Origin of the sequence: Aliiroseovarius sediminilitoris (genome assembly GCF_900109955.1) — a bacterium.
In the GTDB taxonomy this organism is placed as follows: Bacteria; Pseudomonadota; Alphaproteobacteria; order Rhodobacterales; family Rhodobacteraceae; genus Aliiroseovarius; species Aliiroseovarius sediminilitoris.
In genome coordinates, this window is the sequence record NZ_FOJB01000001.1 from 2,964,620 (window position 1) to 2,980,205 (window position 15,586).

Consider the following 15,586-nt stretch of genomic DNA (forward strand, 5'->3'; position numbering starts at 1 on the left):
ACCTTCCGTACTATTCAGTGCGTCAGAACCGGGTGAAGGACAGGGTTGGCATAGCTTCGCCGACGCCCAAAACTGTGGTTGCGCAAAAAATGCTGCGCATGCACAATGATGTGCTTAAATTTTAGACGTTGCGAAAAGTCGCAGGCGCCGGATGAACCGGCTACACTCTTCGAAATCGATTCGTTAATCTGGATCAACCGAGCAGACGCGGAACCAGTATCATGAGCCCAACCGGACCAAAGCGCCCCAAATTGGTGGCAGACAAGCGGTATTCAAAAACCAAGCCAGCGGCCAAGAAGCCCGCTCGGCGCAAGACACGTAAACCCGCCACCAAACGCACCGCACGGACACAGCGGCCCAAGGGTATTCTGGGCTGGCCGATTTTCTTGGTCGGCTGGGTCGTTCGGTTAATCTGGCGGCTGACATGGAAAAGCGCGGCCGTGGTCGCGCTGATTGTCGCGATTGCTGTATTCTATTTCGCGTCCACAATTCCTGATTTGAATGCGCTTCTGGACGGGCGGGCAAAGGGATCTGTTACGATTCTCGACCGTTACGGCGCGGTTTACGCATGGCGCGGAGATCAACGTGGCCGCACGATCACCACAGAAACCGTCAGCCCTTATCTGCGCGACGCCGTTGTCGCCAGCGAAGACAAGCGATTCTACGGCCATTTGGGCATCAGCCCACGCGGCATCGCGAGCGCCATTCGCATCAACCTGAGTGAAGGTCGCGGCCCCTTGTCAGGTAACGGTGGCTCGACGCTCACCCAACAGGTCGCAAAACTTCTTTGTCTGGGCGTGCCTTTTGACCCGGACCAATGGAAAAACGAAGCAGCCTATGAGGCCGATTGTCGCCAAGGCTCACTGCGCCGCAAGATCAAGGAAGCCGTCTATGCGCTGGCGCTTGAGACCAAGTTCTCAAAAGACGAAATCCTGACCATCTATCTGAATCGTGCCTATCTTGGCGCCGGTTCGTATGGGTTTGATGCCGCAGCGCAGCGATACTTTGCCATCCCTGCGTCAGACTTGAACCCCGCTCAGGCTGCGATGCTGGCGGGCATGTTGCCGAAACCGTCAGTCTATGCACCCACTGCCGATCTGAAGCGATCACAGGATCGGGCTGCAACGGTTCTGCGCCTGATGAATGAACAGGGATATCTGAGCGACGCGGATGCTGCACAATACCAAGCCAACCCAGCCACCCTGTCCAGTGCTGCGAAGGCACAGACCGGTGGATATTTCGCCGACTGGATTATGGGCGACCTGCCTGCTTTCCTGACGCGCAAGACGACCGAAGACGTGATCATCAAGACCACATTGGACCCCCGGATACAGACAGCCGCCGAAGAGGCAATGGCAGAAATCTTCGCCACCAAGATCTCTGAAGGCTCCGATGCAGAAGCTGCAATTGTGGTCATGAGCTCAGATGGCGCCGTGCGCGGTATGGTCGGCGGGCGCGAAACCAAAGTGACGGGCGCGTTCAACCGGGCAACACAGGCGAAACGTCAAACCGGGTCCGCATTCAAACCCTTCGTTTATGCGGCCGCGCTGGATATGGGCTATCGCTGGGATGATTTCATTCTCGATGAGCCCTATTGCGTAAACGTCGCTGGGTCGGGTGAATGGTGCCCGAAAAACTATACCCGTCAGCATTATGGCAATGTTAGTCTGACCGATGCACTGGCCCGGTCGTTAAACGTTCCAGCCGTGAAGGTGGCCCAGGACGTGGGGCTGGAGGCCGTGCGCAGTGTCGCCTCGATGTTCGGCATCGAAAGCGATCTGGCGGCTGGCCCCGCGCTGGCTTTGGGGGCATCAGAGAGCACATTGCTTGAAACCACAGGTGCCTTTGCGGGCATTCTGAACGGTGGTTCGGCGGTGATCCCCTATGGTTTAACGGAACTAAGCCTTGTCGGCGAAAGTGACCCCTTGATGACACAGACCGGCGGGATCGGCGAGCGTGTCATCTCGCAACAGGCGGCACAGCAACTCATCTATATGATGAGCCGCGTCGTCGAAGCCGGCAGCGGACGTCGCGCCAAGATCGAAGGGCTTGAGATTGCAGGCAAGACCGGCACAACGACGTCGTCTCGCGACGCATGGTTCATTGGATTTACAGCTGATTATGTGATGGGCGTGTGGATGGGTTATGACGACAACACGCCCCTGAAAGGTGTCACCGGCGGCGGATTGCCCGCCCAGATGTGGCGCGAAGCCATGGTCCGCATCCAATCAGAGCTTGTGCCCTCGCCGCTTCCAATGATCCGACCGGGAAGCGCACCGCAGTTCGATGGGAGCGTGATCACATCGGATGGCCGCGTTGTCCAGGGACAGGGCAACCGCCCACAAGGCGGGCAGAATGTCGGCCAAGCGGTCGAAGACGCGCTGATTGGTGTGCTCCGCTCGATCTTTGGAAAGAACTGAGGCCGCGAATTTTGACACAGACTTCAATCCGTTAGAGACAGTATCCGTTGCAGCATCTTGATCAGCATCACGCGCTCATCACGGGTGAGCACACTTAAAAAGCGATCATTCAGATCGGTGATCAGGGGCGGCAGTTTTTCAGCAAGTGTGCGCCCTTTGATCGTCAGGAACACTTGTGTTGTGCGGCGGCTGGACGGGTTTGTGCGCCGTTCAATCAAACCGCCGTTTGCCATGGCGTCCAGATTTCGGCTGACCTGATATTCGGGAAGGTTCAGCTTTGAACCCAACTCTCGCTGGCTTTGTCCATCCTGCGCAAGAAGCTGCATCAGGGTCATGAAGAACCGGAAATCCAGGTCCAAACCGGCCAACTGCTTTTTCATCGCTTCATCCACGCGACGCGCCAACACTTGTGACAGAAAACCAAGGCTTTCCTTCTGCGTCCGTCCGGGCCAGTTCGCACCTGTCATTGCTTGCCTCCATTGCTCGGCTTCGTTCAAATACTTGCGCCTGCAATCTTTTGCAACCCAGCGGAGATGATGCCCCAAAACCGAAAAACACCCCTGCGCAACCGCAGGGGTGTTTGAAGCCTGAAAGAACGGGCGGCTGGATCAGCCGGCCTTGAGATCCGCAATCAACTGGTTCAGGTCGCCACCACGGCGATCCAGCATTGCGCCGATTTCTTTGCGTTCGGACTTCACGATCGAAATCCCTTCGACCTGCATGTCGATGAACTTGCCGTTCTTGGCCGATACCACAAACACCACATCAAACGGAGATTTTCCCTTGAGCTGGGTCTTGGTCAGAACCTCAAATCGGCTTTTCACCTGCTTCGAACTGACAACGTTGATGCTTCCACCCTCAAACTCGCGGAAACGGCTGCCATAGCGGCGGGCGATATAGGCGCGGAAGGCTTTGACGAATGCGCTTTTCTGCGACGCGCTGGCTGAACGACCATCCGGGCCAAGCGCCGACAACGCGATGAAATCCACATCCGCATATTTTGCAAATACGTTCTCGAACCTTTTGATCATCGTCGCTTCGGATGTGCCGGAATTGATGATCCCGTTGATATCGCTGACAACCTGACCGATCAGGTTTTCTGCTTTCGCGGCGTCGATTGCCGCCATCGCGCGGCCCGGCAACAGGGCCAAAACACCCAGTCCGGCCAGTCCGCCCAGAACAGCGCGGCGTGTCAGTGAGGTTTCGTTACCCATCATACGCATCATAAATATCCTCAAGCTCATTGTCCTCGACCTCGATGCCAAGCTCATACCGGCGCGAATCAAGGTAATAGAGCCGCATCAACTCATACCCGTCTTCATTATAGTAGAACTCGTCAATCGTATCGCCGAACGTGTAACGGTCGCCAAACTTTGCCAGAACCCAAGTGACCTTGGGAAGGTGTTTTACTTCGGTCGGCAAAGCCAAGCTCAGTGGGTTCAGCACGAAGTCGACAAGAATGCCAAATCCGTCCCGCTCAGTCGACGGTCCGAAGAACGGCAGCACCACATAATCGCCTTCAGACGCACCCCAGACATGTAGCGTTTCGCCGAAATCGCTGTCGCGTTCTTCAAGACCAATCTCGGTTGCTACGTCTACCATGCCCAACAGCCCGAAGGTCGAATTGAACAGGAACCGCACGGTATTGTGAACGGCATCTTCGACATTGCCTTGCAGGATGTTGTTGGCCACGACGCCTGGCAATCCGGCATTGTCCGAAAAAACCGAGATCGTATCGCGAACACCGCGCGGCAGAATCTCGCCATAAGCCGTCGATGCCGGTGAAATCAGTGCGCGATCCAGATCAACGTTCGCCTCATGGGTGCGGCGGTTCTGCACCTCATGCGGGTCGTCATAGCCCGAAGGCGCCGGTGCCTGCGCACAAGCCCCAAGTGTCAGAAGCAACAGGCCAGCCATCGCCGGAAAAGTCTTCGAAATCGGTTTGGTCACAGTGATATCTTTATTTTGGCGGCAGTCGGACGTTGAGGTGACACATAATGCGCAGTGTTTCAATGCAAAGCCGTTAAGGGATTTGCAGCTTTTAATGTGTCTATTTGGCGACAGTTTACAAGCCGAATCCCGCCGAAGCCAGCGCGCTCTGCCTGCGCACCGCATATGGCGGCCTTCATCAGGTCAGATCAAATGGGACACCAGCAACACGCTTACGGTCAGAAAGAGCTGCGCAAGATCCGACACAGGATGCGCGGGCTGCTGATAAACGCGGCAATCTTTTCCATTTTTGTCAATCTTTTGACGCTGACGGCACCGATCTACATGTTGCAGATATATGATCGCGTCCTGAGCAGCGGGTCCGAAGCAACTCTCGCCACCCTTACGCTCCTCATGGCGTTTCTGTTCCTTATGATGGGTTGCCTTGACTATGCGCGCGGTCGCCTGCTGGCCCGCGCGGGTGCCCGTTTCCAAGCAGACCTGGATGAACGCATCTTCCTTTTGAACCTGAACTCGGAACAGAAGCCCCAGGATCGGCCAGTCACTGCAAGCGCGGTGCGCGATGTCGATGCAATCCGGCGGCTCTTCTCAAGCCCGGTCATGACCGCTTTCTTTGATCTTCCCTGGACGCCTGTCTTTCTGCTGGCGATCACGGTGTTTCATCCATGGCTGGGTGCGTTGGCGGTATCGGGCGGCGTGATTCTGGTAACGATTACGTCGCTTAACCAATGGCTCACACGGGGTCCAATGGCCGTATTAAGAAACCAGACCCTGCACGCCGATCAGATGGCGGGGCGGTTGCAGACCGAAGGGCAATTGGTTCGTGCGCTTGGGCTGTCAGAAACCACAACTCTCCGCTGGAAACGACTTCGCATTGTCGCGTTGGGCACTGGGTTGAGCCTCTCGGACCAGCAAAGTCTGTTCGCCGTGATGACAAAAACTTTCCGGCAGTTTCTTCAGTCGGCGATGCTGGGTTTGGGGGCTTATCTGGCATTGCAGGGTGCGATATCGCCGGGTGCCATGATTGCCGGATCCATTCTGCTTTCGCGCGCGCTTGGCCCAATTGATATTGCCGTCGGTCAGTGGCCCGTCGCGCAACAGGCAAAGGCAGCCTGGCAATCACTGGCTCAGCATCTTTCAGATGCGCCTGTTGGGGCCACAAGAACAACTCTTCCCACTCCCGCAGCCAATGTGCAGGTCAGCAACGTCACCGTCATCCCAACGGGTCAGAGCTTTGCGGTCTTGCAGAATATATCCTTCATGTTGTCGCCGGGCACGGCACTGGGGGTTATTGGCCCCTCAGGCGCTGGAAAATCGACACTGGCACAAGTCATGACTGGTGCGCTCCGCCCGTCGGCTGGCTCTGTGCGGTTGGACGGTGCGGCGCTCCATCACTATGGCCCGGCCCAGCTTGGTCGATCTATCGGCTATTTGCCACAACGGGTTGTTTTTTTTGACGGGACTGTGGCCGAGAACATTGCTGGATTTCACCCGGATACAGACGACGCCGATGTTGTGGCCGCGGCCACCGCCGCGGGCGCGCATCAAGTGATCCTGTCCCTGCCTGACGGTTATGACACCGTGGTCACGCCCGGAAACAGCCCGATTTCCGGCGGCCAGTTGCAGCGAATCTGCCTGGCCCGCGCGCTGTATGGCGCGCCGCCTTTGGTCGTGCTGGACGAGCCAAATTCGAACCTCGACCTTGACGGATCAGAAGCACTTAGCGTCGCGATACAAGGTGTGAAAGCGCGCGGTGGGGTGGTCGTGATCATGGCCCACCGCCCCTCGGTCATCCAGCATTGCGACCTGTTGATGGTGCTTGATCGCGGTCGCATCACTGACTTCGGACCACGCGAAGACATCCTCAGGAAAACCGTGCGGAACGCCTATCAGCTTCATGCCCTGCACAATGTTGAGCGAGGTAGCGATGCCAACGCCTGATCTGTCAGTTCGCGGTATCACGTTGTTCGGATTCCTTACGTTGGCGGTCCTTCTCGTTGGCTTTGGCGCATGGTCTGTCACTGCGCAGATCGCGAGTGCCGTGGTCGCCGATGGCATCGTTCGCCCGGATCGCGCGAACCATACGGTCCGACACCCCGAAGGCGGCGTCGTTACCTCGGTCAAGGTAATCGATGGCGATATGGTCAGCGCGGGCGACATCCTTCTAACGCTTGACGATACGCGCCAACAGTCGCGACGCGCCGTGCTGGAAAACCAACTGGTCGACACCTTGGCACGGATCGCTCGTCTGAAGGCGGAACGGGACGACGCGCCGTCTGTCACCTATCCATCCACGCTGCAACAGATCGCACTGGATCGTCCAAGTCTGACCGAGATAATGCAAGGGCAGACCCGACTGTTTCTGTCGCGCCGCGAACTGACCCAAACCCGATCTGCTCAACTGGACCAGCGTGCATCACAAATCGACCAGCAGAAAAGCGGGTTGGATGCACAAACAGTTGCGTTGACGCGACAGATCGCCCTTCTTCGAGAAGATTTGCAGCGGCAACGTGATCTGCTGGATCAGGGATTGACGCAGTATCCCCGAATCGCGGCCCTTGAACGGGAAGAGGCTGTTCTGACCGGCCGATTGGCCGAAATCGCTGCAACCAGAGCCGAGGCGGAATTGCGGCTGACTGAAACCCGATTGCAAAAACTGTCTTTTGACGCGGAGCATCGTGAGCAGGTGATTGCGGAGTTGCGGGATTTACAGTCCAAAGCTGCCGAACTGTCCGAAAAACTTCGTAGCATCAAATTTGAGGAGGAGCGGTTGACCGTTCGCGCCCCGGTCTCCGGTCTCGTTCATCAACTGGTGATCCAGACACCACAATCCGTGATCCAGCCCGGTCAGCCCATTCTGACCCTCATCCCCCAGGACGACGCATTGCGGGTCGCAGCGCGGATCAGCCCACAAGATATTGACCAGCTTTTTATCGGCCAAGCGGTAACGCTGACCTTCCCGGCCATTGAGGCCCGAAATGGTTCGGATGTGACAGCAAGGGTCAAAAAGATATCGGCTGATGCGGTCACGAACGAACAAACCGGGCAAGGCTATTTCGAGGTTGAGATCGGCATTGACCGGACTCAGCGTGCCCGTTTGCCCACCGATACCATTCTACTTCCTGGAATGCCGGTCAAAGTATTCATCAAGATCGCAGATCGCAGCCCGATATCTTACCTGTTGCAGCCTTTCACAGCGTTTTTCCGCACCGCTCTGCGCGAAAAATAACCCGTCCGGGCTGGCAGGCTTGTTGTTATGATCGCTTTCACCCTTTTCAGGAAACGGATGGCAAGCTAGCGTCCCAGCAACCGCCCTACGCCAAGCACGAAGACAATCGAAAAGGACGCGAGATGAGCAAATTTGAAACCCGACTTGCAGACCTGGGTGTCACCCTTCCCGATGCACCAGCACCGGCTGCAAACTATGTGCCTTATGTTAAAATCGGCGATCTGGTGCATGTATCGGGGCAGATCTCGATGAAAGACGGCGCGTTCCTGACAGGAAAACTGGGTAAGACCATGACCGCCGAAGAAGGCGCCCAAGCCGCCCGCAGCTGCGCGATCAGTCTGCTGGCACAGGTGAAAGCGGCCTGTGATGGCGATCTGGACCGCCTTCAACAAGTTGTCAAACTGGTCGGCTTCGTCAACTCAACGGACGAGTTTGGCGACCAGCCTAAGGTGATAAACGGGGCGTCGGACTTCATGGTCGAAGCGCTTGGGGATGTTGGGCGACACGCGCGTTCAGCCGTTTCGGCCGCCAGCCTGCCATTTGGAGTCGCGGTCGAGATCGAGGGCATTTTCCAGATCAAATGACCCGTTCACCAGTTCCCCTGCCTGCCAGCTTTCTGGCACGCCCGATTGCCCACCGCGCACTGCACGATGTGACAGCGGGTCGTCCCGAAAACTCACGCGCAGCGATCCATGCGGCCATTGCGGCGGGCTATGGGATCGAGGTTGATCTGCAACTGTCAAAAGACGCGCAGGCCATGGTTTTTCATGACTATGACCTGCGGCGTTTGACCGGTCAGTCGGGGCCAATCCAGCAACGTACATCTGATGAACTGGGCGGTATTACATTGTCTCATGGCGACGAAGGCATTCCAACTTTTGAAGAGGTGCTTCGGATCGTGTCCGGTCGCGTGCCCTTGCTGGTGGAAATGAAGGATCAGGATGGGGCAATGGGGCCACGAACCGGACAGCTTGAATACGCCGTGGCCAGTGCTCTTGCCGGCTATGCGGGCGACGTGGCTGTCATGTCGTTCAACCCGCATTCGGTCGCTGCGCTCGGCGCACTTGATCCGACCTGTGCCCTGGGCCTGACCACCGAGGCTTTTCTTGAAAAAGACAACCCGCTTCTGCCAGCCGCCACACGCCGCTACCTTCGCGATATCCCTGATTTTGATCGGGTGAAGGCAAGTTTCATCAGCCATGACATTCAGGACCTTCGCAGCCCTGCTGTCGCAAGGTTGAAGGCAAAAGGCGTGCCCGTTCTGTGCTGGACGGTCAAATCAAAAGCCGCCGAGATCGAAGCGCGCAAGATTGCCGACAACATCACCTTTGAAGGCTATGCGGCTTGACCGCGCTTGTGGGGTTAGGCCCAATGTCACGGTGACAGATACTCAGATCGAAATCCGCACCCATCAAAGCCTTGCCAGTATTGCATCCAAGGACTGGGATGCCTGCGCCTGTCCTGAAACGGCGGACGGCGGACGCCCTGTCGATCCGTTCACGACGCATCGCTTCCTGACCGCGTTGGAAGCATCACGCAGCGTCGGCGAGGGCACCGGCTGGCAGCCACATTTCCTGAGTGTCCATGCAGAAGCGCAGATCATCGCCGTCGCGCCGGTCTATGCAAAGGCCCACAGTCAGGGTGAGTATGTGTTCGATTACAGTTGGGCAGATGCCTATGAACGGGCGGGCGGGCGATACTATCCGAAACTGCAAGTTGCGGTTCCTTTTACCCCCGTCAGCGGCCGCCGCTTTCTGACCCGACCCGGTTACGAAACCGTTGGACAGGCCGGATTGGTGCAGGGCATTGTCAAGATCGCCACAGAGAACGGCCTGAGTTCTGCACACGTCACCTTCTGCACAAGCGAAGAGGCGAAAGCGGGCGAACAAATGGGACTTCTTCATCGGATCGGGCAACAGTTTCATTGGGAAAACCATGGATATCAGACGTTCGATGCGTTTCTGGACAGCCTGAGTTCGCGAAAGCGCAAACAGATCAGGAAAGAGAGACGGCAGGCGCAGGACTTTGGTGGCAGGATCGTCGCTCTGACCGGCGACGCCATAAAATCCCACCATTGGGACACGTTCTGGCGGTTTTATCAGGATACTGGTGCGCGCAAATGGGGTCGCCCTTACCTGACGCGTGCCTTCTTTGACGAGATGCATCAAACAATGCGCGATGATGTGCTGCTGGTCTTGGCGGTGGAGGGCGACCGCGCTGTTGCCGGTGCGCTGAACGTGATCGGGCGCGAAACGCTGTTCGGGCGCTATTGGGGCGCGTTGGAACATTTCCCCTGTCTGCATTTCGAGCTTTGCTATTATCAAGCGATCGACTTCGCAATCTCGCACGGGATGCGCAGGGTCGAGGCCGGTGCGCAAGGCGAACACAAACTGGCGCGCGGGTATCTGCCCGTGGCGACTCATTCATTGCACTGGATCGCTGAACCCGGATTTCGCGATGCGGTCGAACAATTTGTGACCGCCGAGAAAGAGGCCGTTGAAGGGGATATCGACATCCTGACCTCCTACGGCCCCTTTCGAAAGACGGGCATGCACGAGCGTGACTAGGCCGGCAGGTCCGCCAACAATGCCTCGCCGCCCGAGGTTTCGCATACCCCGGCGTTTTCTTCGGCATTCAGCACTTTGACCACACCGTCTTCCGCATACAGCGCATAACGGCGCGAGCGGTTAATCAAGCCCGCAGGTGGGGCGTCGAAGCTCATACCGACAGCTCGTGTAAACGTACCTTCTGCATCGCCTAACATGGTGATGCCTGCCGCAGCCGCACCTGTGCTTTCGCCCCATGCGTCCATGACGAACGGGTCATTGACGGAAATACAAATCACCGCGTCGACGCCTTTCTTATCGAACTCCGGTTTTGTCCGTATGAAGCTGGGAACATGCGCCGTCGTGCAAGTGCCGGTATAGGCACCAGGCAACGCGAATATCACCACCCTGTTCCCCTTCGTCAGTGACGAAAGCTCGACCGATTCTGGTCCGTCCGCACCCATCCGCAACAAGGTCGCGTCGGGCAGTTTGTCACCTACTGAAAGTGTCATTTTCAACATCCCTGATTGTGTTTCCGGTTCCTCCAGTCATAGTCTGAAAACCGCGTCAGGTCAGTAAGAATGGAAACCCAACATGTCTCACATTGTTGTCATCGGCGCCGGGCAAGCCGGTGCGTCCTTGGTTGCAAAGCTGCGGAATTCCGGATTTGACGGAGACATCACCCTGATCGGGGCCGAGCCTGCACCGCCCTACCAACGCCCGCCGCTGTCAAAGGCGTATCTGCTGGGTCAGATGGAGTTGGAACGCCTTTATCTACGCCCCGAGAGCTTTTATTCGGAGAACAACATCACGCTACGACTGGACACCCGTGTGGACGCGATTGATGCAGCGTCGCGCGAGGTGGTGATCGGTGATGAACGCGTTCCTTACGATCAACTGGCTCTGACCACGGGATCTGCACCGCGACACCTGCCCGCCGCGATTGGCGGCACGCTTGAGGGTGTGCATGTGGTGCGCACACTGGAAGACGTCGACAGAATGGCCGCCGAGTTCGCGCAAGACCGCCGCGTGTTGATCATTGGTGGCGGCTACATCGGACTGGAAGCTGCCTCGGTTGCCGCCAAGAAGGGTCTTGGGGTTACGCTGGTGGAAATGGCAGATCGCATCCTGCAACGGGTCGCCGCACCTGAGACGTCGGATTATTTCCGCACCCTGCATCGCGCCCACGGGGTTGATATTCGCGAAGGGGTCGGGCTGGATCGGCTGACCGGCGACGGTCGTGTGACGGGAGCGGTGTTGTCGGACGGCAGCTCGCTTGACGTTGATTTCGCGGTGGTTGGTGTGGGGATATCACCGTGCACCTCACTGGCCGAAGCAGCCGGGCTTGAGATTGACAACGGAATTAAGACCGACGCGCAAGGCCGCACGTCAGACCCTGCAATCTGGGCGGCGGGCGATTGCGCCTCTTTCCCCTATCGCGGCACGCGTATCCGGCTGGAAAGCGTGCCCAATGCCATTGATCAGGCAGAGGTGGTCGCGCGCAACATGATGGGCGAAAACGTCAAATATGTTGCCAAACCGTGGTTCTGGTCGGATCAGTATGAGGTAAAACTGCAAATCGCAGGTCTGAACGCAGGCTATGACAACATCGTGTCGCGGACAGGCGAACACGAGGGCAGCATGAGCTTCTGGTATTATCAGGGTGATACGCTTCTGGCGGTGGACGCGATGAACGATCCGCGCGCCTATATGATCGGCAAACGTTTGATCGAAGGCAGCAAGTCGCCGGACAAGGCGATCATTGCCGACCCAACCGCTGACCTGAAACCGCTGTTGAAATGAGGATTATTGCCGGGCGTTTTCGCGGGTTGTCTCTGGCCAATGTCGGCAAAGGTGATGCCGGTGCGCATCTGCGGCCCACCACTGACCGTGTGCGCGAAAGCCTGTTCTCGATGCTGACCGGGGGGCGGTTTGGCGACCCAATTCAGGACGCGTGGGTTCTGGACCTGTTTGCGGGCACCGGCGCGCTGGGGCTGGAAGCCCTGTCGCGCGGTGCTGACCATGTGACGTTTGTCGATGATGGCCGCAAATCCCTGTCTCTGATCCGCGAGAACATTGCGAAATGTCGTTGTTCGGATGAAACCACCATTATCAAACGCGACGCGACACGGTTGGGAGGTGGCCAACCCCATAATCTTGTGTTTCTGGATCCACCCTATGGAAAAGGGCTGGGAGAAAAGGCTTTGACCGCCGCCATGCAAGGGGGCTGGGTTGCGCCAGATGCGCTGATCGTGTGGGAGGATAACGTGGCGGTCACGCCCCCGGACGGGGTCGAATTGCTTGATGTGCGACGATATGGGGACACGACAATCTCGATCTGTGCGTTTTCAGCAGCCTAATCCCAAGTCGGGTGGAACTTTCCGGCAGGCGACAACGTGAAGATATCGCACCCATCTGCCGTGACACCGACCGAGTGTTCGAACTGCGCAGACAGCGATTTATCGCGGGTGATCGCTGTCCAGTCATCCGCAAGGATCTTGGTTTCCGGCCGGCCCAGATTGACCATCGGTTCAATGGTGAAGAACATGCCTTCTTCCAGCACCGGACCCATACCGGGACGCCCATAATGCAATACGTTCGGCGGGGCATGGAACACTTGCCCCAGACCGTGGCCGCAGAAGTCGCGCACCACCGACATGCGCTGGCTTTCCACATGAGACTGGATGGCGTGCCCGATGTCGCCGAAGGTGTTTCCGGGGCGCACGGCCTCGATCCCTTTCATCAACGCATCATGCGTCACTTGAATAAGACGCTCGGCAAAGGGTTTGATCGTGCCAGCCTTATACATTCGACTGGTGTCGCCATACCATCCGTCCACGATCACCGTCACATCGACATTCAGGATGTCGCCGTCAATCAGTTCGTCATGTCTGCGAGCCGATTTTTCGTTCTTGCCCTTGGGCGTTTTCGATCCGGGGATACCGTGACAGACGACATGGTTCAGCGAAATGCAGGACGCGTGTTTGTAGCCCTTATAGCCAATCGTTGCCGAAACCGCGCCCGCCTCGTCCACCATAGCCTCAATCGCGGCGTCAAGCTCGGCGGTGGTCACGCCCGGTTTTACCATCGGCGCGATCCGGTCAAGAATATCGGCGGCCAAACGGCCTGCCGCATGCATCCCGGTAAAATCGGAAGTGTCGTATAGGCGAATGCCTTCTTTGGTCACGCGCATGGTGTCGTCCATGGTTTGGTCCTCTTGCTTCGCCCCTAAATAGGATGTTCAGGCCAAAGACGCCAGAGGGCCTGCAATTTCAATACCCTCGGGGCTGATCCGCGTGCCAAGAGCCATCGTTTCAACGCCAGCCGCGCGGGCTGCATCGAATGCCGCGCCATAGACCGGGTCAATATCGCGTGCCAGATCAAACCGATCACAATCGGTGCGCTGCACCAGATAAAGCATCACGGCGCGATGGCCCTGCGCAACCATATTCGCCAACTCGCCCAAATGTTTGGTGCCACGGGCGGTCACGCTGTCGGGAAACTCGGCCAGACCGGGTTGGCGCGACAGCGTCACGGATTTCACCTCGACATAGGTCAGCCGATCATCGCCTTCCAACAGAAAATCAATGCGGCTGTTGTCACCATATTTCACCTCGGGCCGGACGGTGTGATAATCCCCCAAGCCCGCGACCGAACGCGTGTCCAGCGCCACCCGCAGCGCGCGGTTCGGCACCGACGTATCGACCCCCGTCATATGCCCGTTCTCATGGTCCACCAACCGCCAGCCGAATTTCAGCTTCTTCTTGGGGTCGTCATTCGGTTCCAGCCAGATTTTCGTGCCCGGATCAGCCAGACCCATCATCGAGCCGGGATTGGCACAATGCGCAACCACTTCACGACCATCTTCCAGCAGGCAATCGGCCAAAAAACGTTTGTAACGTCGAATGAGTCTGGCGGGCACAAGGGGGCTGGGAAATTGCATGGAGCGGGCCTATACCGGAAGAAGGAAAGGAGCAAGCAATGCCAAACCCGACAGCCGCCATGTTGGTGATCGGAGACGAGATTTTGTCAGGCCGGACAAGGGATGCAAACATGCATTACCTGGCGGGTAAACTGACCGAGCACGGCATTGACCTGAAAGAAGTGCGCGTCGTGTCCGACGACGCCCCGGCGATCGAGACAGCGGTAATAGCGCTTTCCAAAAGCTATGACCACGTCTTTACTTCGGGCGGGATCGGCCCCACCCATGACGACATCACCGCAGACTGCATCGCACGCGCTTTTGATGACCATATCGACATCCGCGACGATGCGCGTGACCTGTTGGCCGCCCATTACGCACGGCAGGGGCAGGAGTTCAACGCTGCACGCCAGCGCATGGCGCGCATCCCGGACCACGCGACGTTGATTGACAATCCAGTGTCGATCGCACCCGGCTTTACCCTGGAAAACGTGCATGTGATGGCGGGGGTTCCGTCCGTATTCAAGGCAATGGTCGATAGTGTTATACCCGACTTGACAGGGGGTGCGCCTCTGCAATCCCGTTCGATCCGGATCGAACGCGGGGAAGGCGAGATCGCCGGCCCGCTGGGGCAACTGGCGAACAAAAACGCGGACCTGAGTTTCGGATCATATCCATTCATTCAAAACGGTATTTTCGGCGCGAACATCGTGATCCGGGGCACAGATCCCGCCCGGCTTGATGCTGCCGTCCAAACCCTGTCCCAACTATTTTCGGAGGACATATGAAACACAATCTTCCCAGCGTTGACAAAGTTATTGAAGCTTGCGAAGCGACTTGGCCACCTGCAGAAACAAAACGCGTCGGCGCATGGGTCATCCGTGATGGCGCTGGTGGGGGCAAGCGTGTCTCGGCTGCGACGGAAAACTGGCCAACCACCGAAGCGGACCTGCCCGTCGCGGAAAAAGCCATGCGCGAGCTTGGGATGGATCCGTTGTTTCAAATCCGTCATGGCGATGAGCATCTGGACGATATGCTTGAAAAACACGGCTATCAGATTGTCGATCCGGTTAATTTCTGGGTGATCGAGGTTGACGAACTGACCCAGAATGCCCCGCCACCTGTCTCGGCCTTTTCCATCTGGCCGAGTCTGTCGATCATGGATGAACTGTGGGAAGCTGGTGGCGTTGGCAAAGAACGGCGTGCCGTGATGGAACGTGCCAACTGCCCCAAAACGGGTCTGCTGGCCCGCACCGACGATGCCCCGTCAGGTGTTGGATTTGTCGGTCTGCACGGAGAGATCGCGATGGTCCATGCCTTGCATGTAGACAAGGAAATGCGCCGGATGGGAACGGGTTTGAACCTGCTGAAGCAGGCAGCGATCTGGGCGAAGGCTCAAGGGGCAAAGTATGTTGCCCTGATCGTGACCCAAGGCAACCACGCGGCAAATCCTCTTTATGCCAATATTGGGATGCACTTGATCGGGCATTACCATTACCGCACCAAACCACAATAAAGG

General features: G+C 57.5%; 16 protein-coding genes. 10 read left to right on the forward strand and 6 right to left on the reverse strand.

Features of this window, described 5'->3' with window-relative positions:
- Positions 1 to 221 precede the first annotated feature (221 nt).
- On the forward strand, positions 222 to 2,420 hold the full coding sequence (locus tag BMY55_RS14610; protein ID WP_091431724.1) for a transglycosylase domain-containing protein: 2,199 nt from the start codon (positions 222 to 224) through the stop codon (positions 2,418 to 2,420).
- A gap of 23 nt (positions 2,421 to 2,443) precedes the next feature.
- Here BMY55_RS14610 and BMY55_RS14615 read toward each other — a convergent pair whose 3' ends face one another.
- The 3 genes from BMY55_RS14615 to BMY55_RS14625 form a co-directional block, all read right to left on the reverse strand.
- On the reverse strand, positions 2,444 to 2,887 hold the full coding sequence (locus BMY55_RS14615) for a MarR family winged helix-turn-helix transcriptional regulator (protein ID WP_091431725.1): 444 nt from the start codon (positions 2,885 to 2,887) through the stop codon (positions 2,444 to 2,446).
- A gap of 141 nt (positions 2,888 to 3,028) precedes the next feature.
- Complete coding sequence (locus tag BMY55_RS14620; protein ID WP_245744751.1) at positions 3,029 to 3,643, reverse strand: MlaC/ttg2D family ABC transporter substrate-binding protein; 615 nt, start codon at positions 3,641 to 3,643, stop codon at positions 3,029 to 3,031.
- Entirely contained in the window at positions 3,627 to 4,370 is a 744-nt protein-coding gene (locus tag BMY55_RS14625; protein ID WP_177179358.1) for an MlaA family lipoprotein, read from the reverse strand. The genes BMY55_RS14620 and BMY55_RS14625 overlap by 17 nt, the downstream gene beginning before the upstream one ends.
- 192 nt (positions 4,371 to 4,562) lie before the next feature.
- Here BMY55_RS14625 and BMY55_RS14630 point away from each other — a divergent pair, with 192 nt between their 5' ends.
- The 5 genes from BMY55_RS14630 (at position 4,563) to BMY55_RS14650 (ending at position 10,166) form a co-directional block, all read left to right on the forward strand.
- Positions 4,563 to 6,311 (forward strand): type I secretion system permease/ATPase, encoded by a 1,749-nt coding sequence (locus tag BMY55_RS14630; RefSeq protein ID WP_091432698.1) that lies wholly within the window; start codon positions 4,563 to 4,565, stop codon positions 6,309 to 6,311.
- Positions 6,298 to 7,599 (forward strand): HlyD family type I secretion periplasmic adaptor subunit, encoded by a 1,302-nt coding sequence (locus tag BMY55_RS14635; RefSeq protein ID WP_177179359.1) that lies wholly within the window; start codon positions 6,298 to 6,300, stop codon positions 7,597 to 7,599. Before BMY55_RS14630 ends, BMY55_RS14635 begins: the two co-directional genes overlap by 14 nt.
- A 122-nt stretch (positions 7,600 to 7,721) precedes the next feature.
- Complete coding sequence (locus BMY55_RS14640) at positions 7,722 to 8,183, forward strand: RidA family protein (protein WP_091431731.1); 462 nt, start codon at positions 7,722 to 7,724, stop codon at positions 8,181 to 8,183.
- Positions 8,180 to 8,947: a glycerophosphodiester phosphodiesterase family protein gene (locus tag BMY55_RS14645; protein WP_091431733.1), complete on the forward strand. Its 768-nt coding sequence runs from the start codon at positions 8,180 to 8,182 to the stop codon at positions 8,945 to 8,947. Before BMY55_RS14640 ends, BMY55_RS14645 begins: the two co-directional genes overlap by 4 nt.
- A 31-nt stretch (positions 8,948 to 8,978) precedes the next feature.
- Positions 8,979 to 10,166: a GNAT family N-acetyltransferase gene (locus BMY55_RS14650; RefSeq protein ID WP_091432699.1), complete on the forward strand. Its 1,188-nt coding sequence runs from the start codon at positions 8,979 to 8,981 to the stop codon at positions 10,164 to 10,166.
- Here BMY55_RS14650 and BMY55_RS14655 read toward each other — a convergent pair.
- On the reverse strand, positions 10,163 to 10,657 hold the full coding sequence (locus tag BMY55_RS14655) for a peroxiredoxin (RefSeq protein WP_091432702.1): 495 nt from the start codon (positions 10,655 to 10,657) through the stop codon (positions 10,163 to 10,165). The genes BMY55_RS14650 and BMY55_RS14655 overlap by 4 nt on opposite strands.
- An 82-nt stretch (positions 10,658 to 10,739) precedes the next feature.
- On the opposite strand from BMY55_RS14655, the gene BMY55_RS14660 reads away from it, so the two are divergent.
- Positions 10,740 to 11,948 carry an NAD(P)/FAD-dependent oxidoreductase gene (locus tag BMY55_RS14660; protein WP_091431735.1) on the forward strand — a complete coding sequence of 403 codons (1,209 nt, stop codon included), beginning with the start codon at positions 10,740 to 10,742 and terminating at the stop codon, positions 11,946 to 11,948.
- Positions 11,945 to 12,505, forward strand: coding sequence for a 16S rRNA (guanine(966)-N(2))-methyltransferase RsmD (rsmD, locus tag BMY55_RS14665; protein ID WP_091431737.1), 561 nt, complete (start codon positions 11,945 to 11,947; stop codon positions 12,503 to 12,505). The genes BMY55_RS14660 and rsmD overlap by 4 nt, the downstream gene beginning before the upstream one ends.
- On the opposite strand, the gene map is transcribed toward rsmD, so the two are convergent.
- Together map and sfsA are read right to left on the reverse strand one after the other, a co-directional pair.
- On the reverse strand, positions 12,502 to 13,350 hold the full coding sequence (gene map, locus BMY55_RS14670; protein ID WP_091431739.1) for a type I methionyl aminopeptidase: 849 nt from the start codon (positions 13,348 to 13,350) through the stop codon (positions 12,502 to 12,504). The two genes, rsmD and map, sit on opposite strands and share 4 nt — an antisense overlap.
- A gap of 36 nt (positions 13,351 to 13,386) precedes the next feature.
- A complete protein-coding gene (gene sfsA, locus BMY55_RS14675) occupies positions 13,387 to 14,088 on the reverse strand; it encodes a DNA/RNA nuclease SfsA (RefSeq protein ID WP_091431741.1) in 702 nt (233 codons plus the stop codon).
- Positions 14,089 to 14,126: 38 nt separating this feature from the next.
- Between sfsA and BMY55_RS14680 the strand changes: the two genes are divergently transcribed.
- Together BMY55_RS14680 and BMY55_RS14685 are read left to right on the forward strand one after the other, a co-directional pair.
- Complete coding sequence (locus tag BMY55_RS14680) at positions 14,127 to 14,855, forward strand: competence/damage-inducible protein A (protein ID WP_091431742.1); 729 nt, start codon at positions 14,127 to 14,129, stop codon at positions 14,853 to 14,855.
- Positions 14,852 to 15,583 carry a GNAT family N-acetyltransferase gene (locus BMY55_RS14685; protein WP_091431744.1) on the forward strand — a complete coding sequence of 244 codons (732 nt, stop codon included), beginning with the start codon at positions 14,852 to 14,854 and terminating at the stop codon, positions 15,581 to 15,583. Before BMY55_RS14680 ends, BMY55_RS14685 begins: the two co-directional genes overlap by 4 nt.
- The last annotated feature ends 3 nt before the right edge of the window (positions 15,584 to 15,586 follow it).

Excerpts from the sequence above, each read along its gene's own strand:
- BMY55_RS14655 (WP_091432702.1), bottom strand. The coding sequence starts at position 10,657 with ATGACACTTTCAGTAGGTGACAAACTGCCCGACGCGACCTTGTTGCGG.
- BMY55_RS14630 (WP_091432698.1), top strand. The coding sequence starts at position 4,563 with ATGGGACACCAGCAACACGCTTACGGTCAGAAAGAGCTGCGCAAGATC.
- BMY55_RS14620 (WP_245744751.1), bottom strand. The coding sequence starts at position 3,643 with ATGCGTATGATGGGTAACGAAACCTCACTGACACGCCGCGCTGTTCTG.
- BMY55_RS14635 (WP_177179359.1), top strand. The coding sequence starts at position 6,298 with ATGCCAACGCCTGATCTGTCAGTTCGCGGTATCACGTTGTTCGGATTC.
- BMY55_RS14685 (WP_091431744.1), top strand. The coding sequence starts at position 14,852 with ATGAAACACAATCTTCCCAGCGTTGACAAAGTTATTGAAGCTTGCGAA.
- BMY55_RS14680 (WP_091431742.1), top strand. The coding sequence starts at position 14,127 with ATGCCAAACCCGACAGCCGCCATGTTGGTGATCGGAGACGAGATTTTG.
- map (WP_091431739.1), bottom strand. The coding sequence starts at position 13,350 with ATGGACGACACCATGCGCGTGACCAAAGAAGGCATTCGCCTATACGAC.
- BMY55_RS14615 (WP_091431725.1), bottom strand. The coding sequence starts at position 2,887 with ATGACAGGTGCGAACTGGCCCGGACGGACGCAGAAGGAAAGCCTTGGT.
- BMY55_RS14640 (WP_091431731.1), top strand. The coding sequence starts at position 7,722 with ATGAGCAAATTTGAAACCCGACTTGCAGACCTGGGTGTCACCCTTCCC.
- BMY55_RS14610 (WP_091431724.1), top strand. The coding sequence starts at position 222 with ATGAGCCCAACCGGACCAAAGCGCCCCAAATTGGTGGCAGACAAGCGG.
- rsmD (WP_091431737.1), top strand. The coding sequence starts at position 11,945 with ATGAGGATTATTGCCGGGCGTTTTCGCGGGTTGTCTCTGGCCAATGTC.
- BMY55_RS14645 (WP_091431733.1), top strand. The coding sequence starts at position 8,180 with ATGACCCGTTCACCAGTTCCCCTGCCTGCCAGCTTTCTGGCACGCCCG.
- BMY55_RS14660 (WP_091431735.1), top strand. The coding sequence starts at position 10,740 with ATGTCTCACATTGTTGTCATCGGCGCCGGGCAAGCCGGTGCGTCCTTG.
- sfsA (WP_091431741.1), bottom strand. The coding sequence starts at position 14,088 with ATGCAATTTCCCAGCCCCCTTGTGCCCGCCAGACTCATTCGACGTTAC.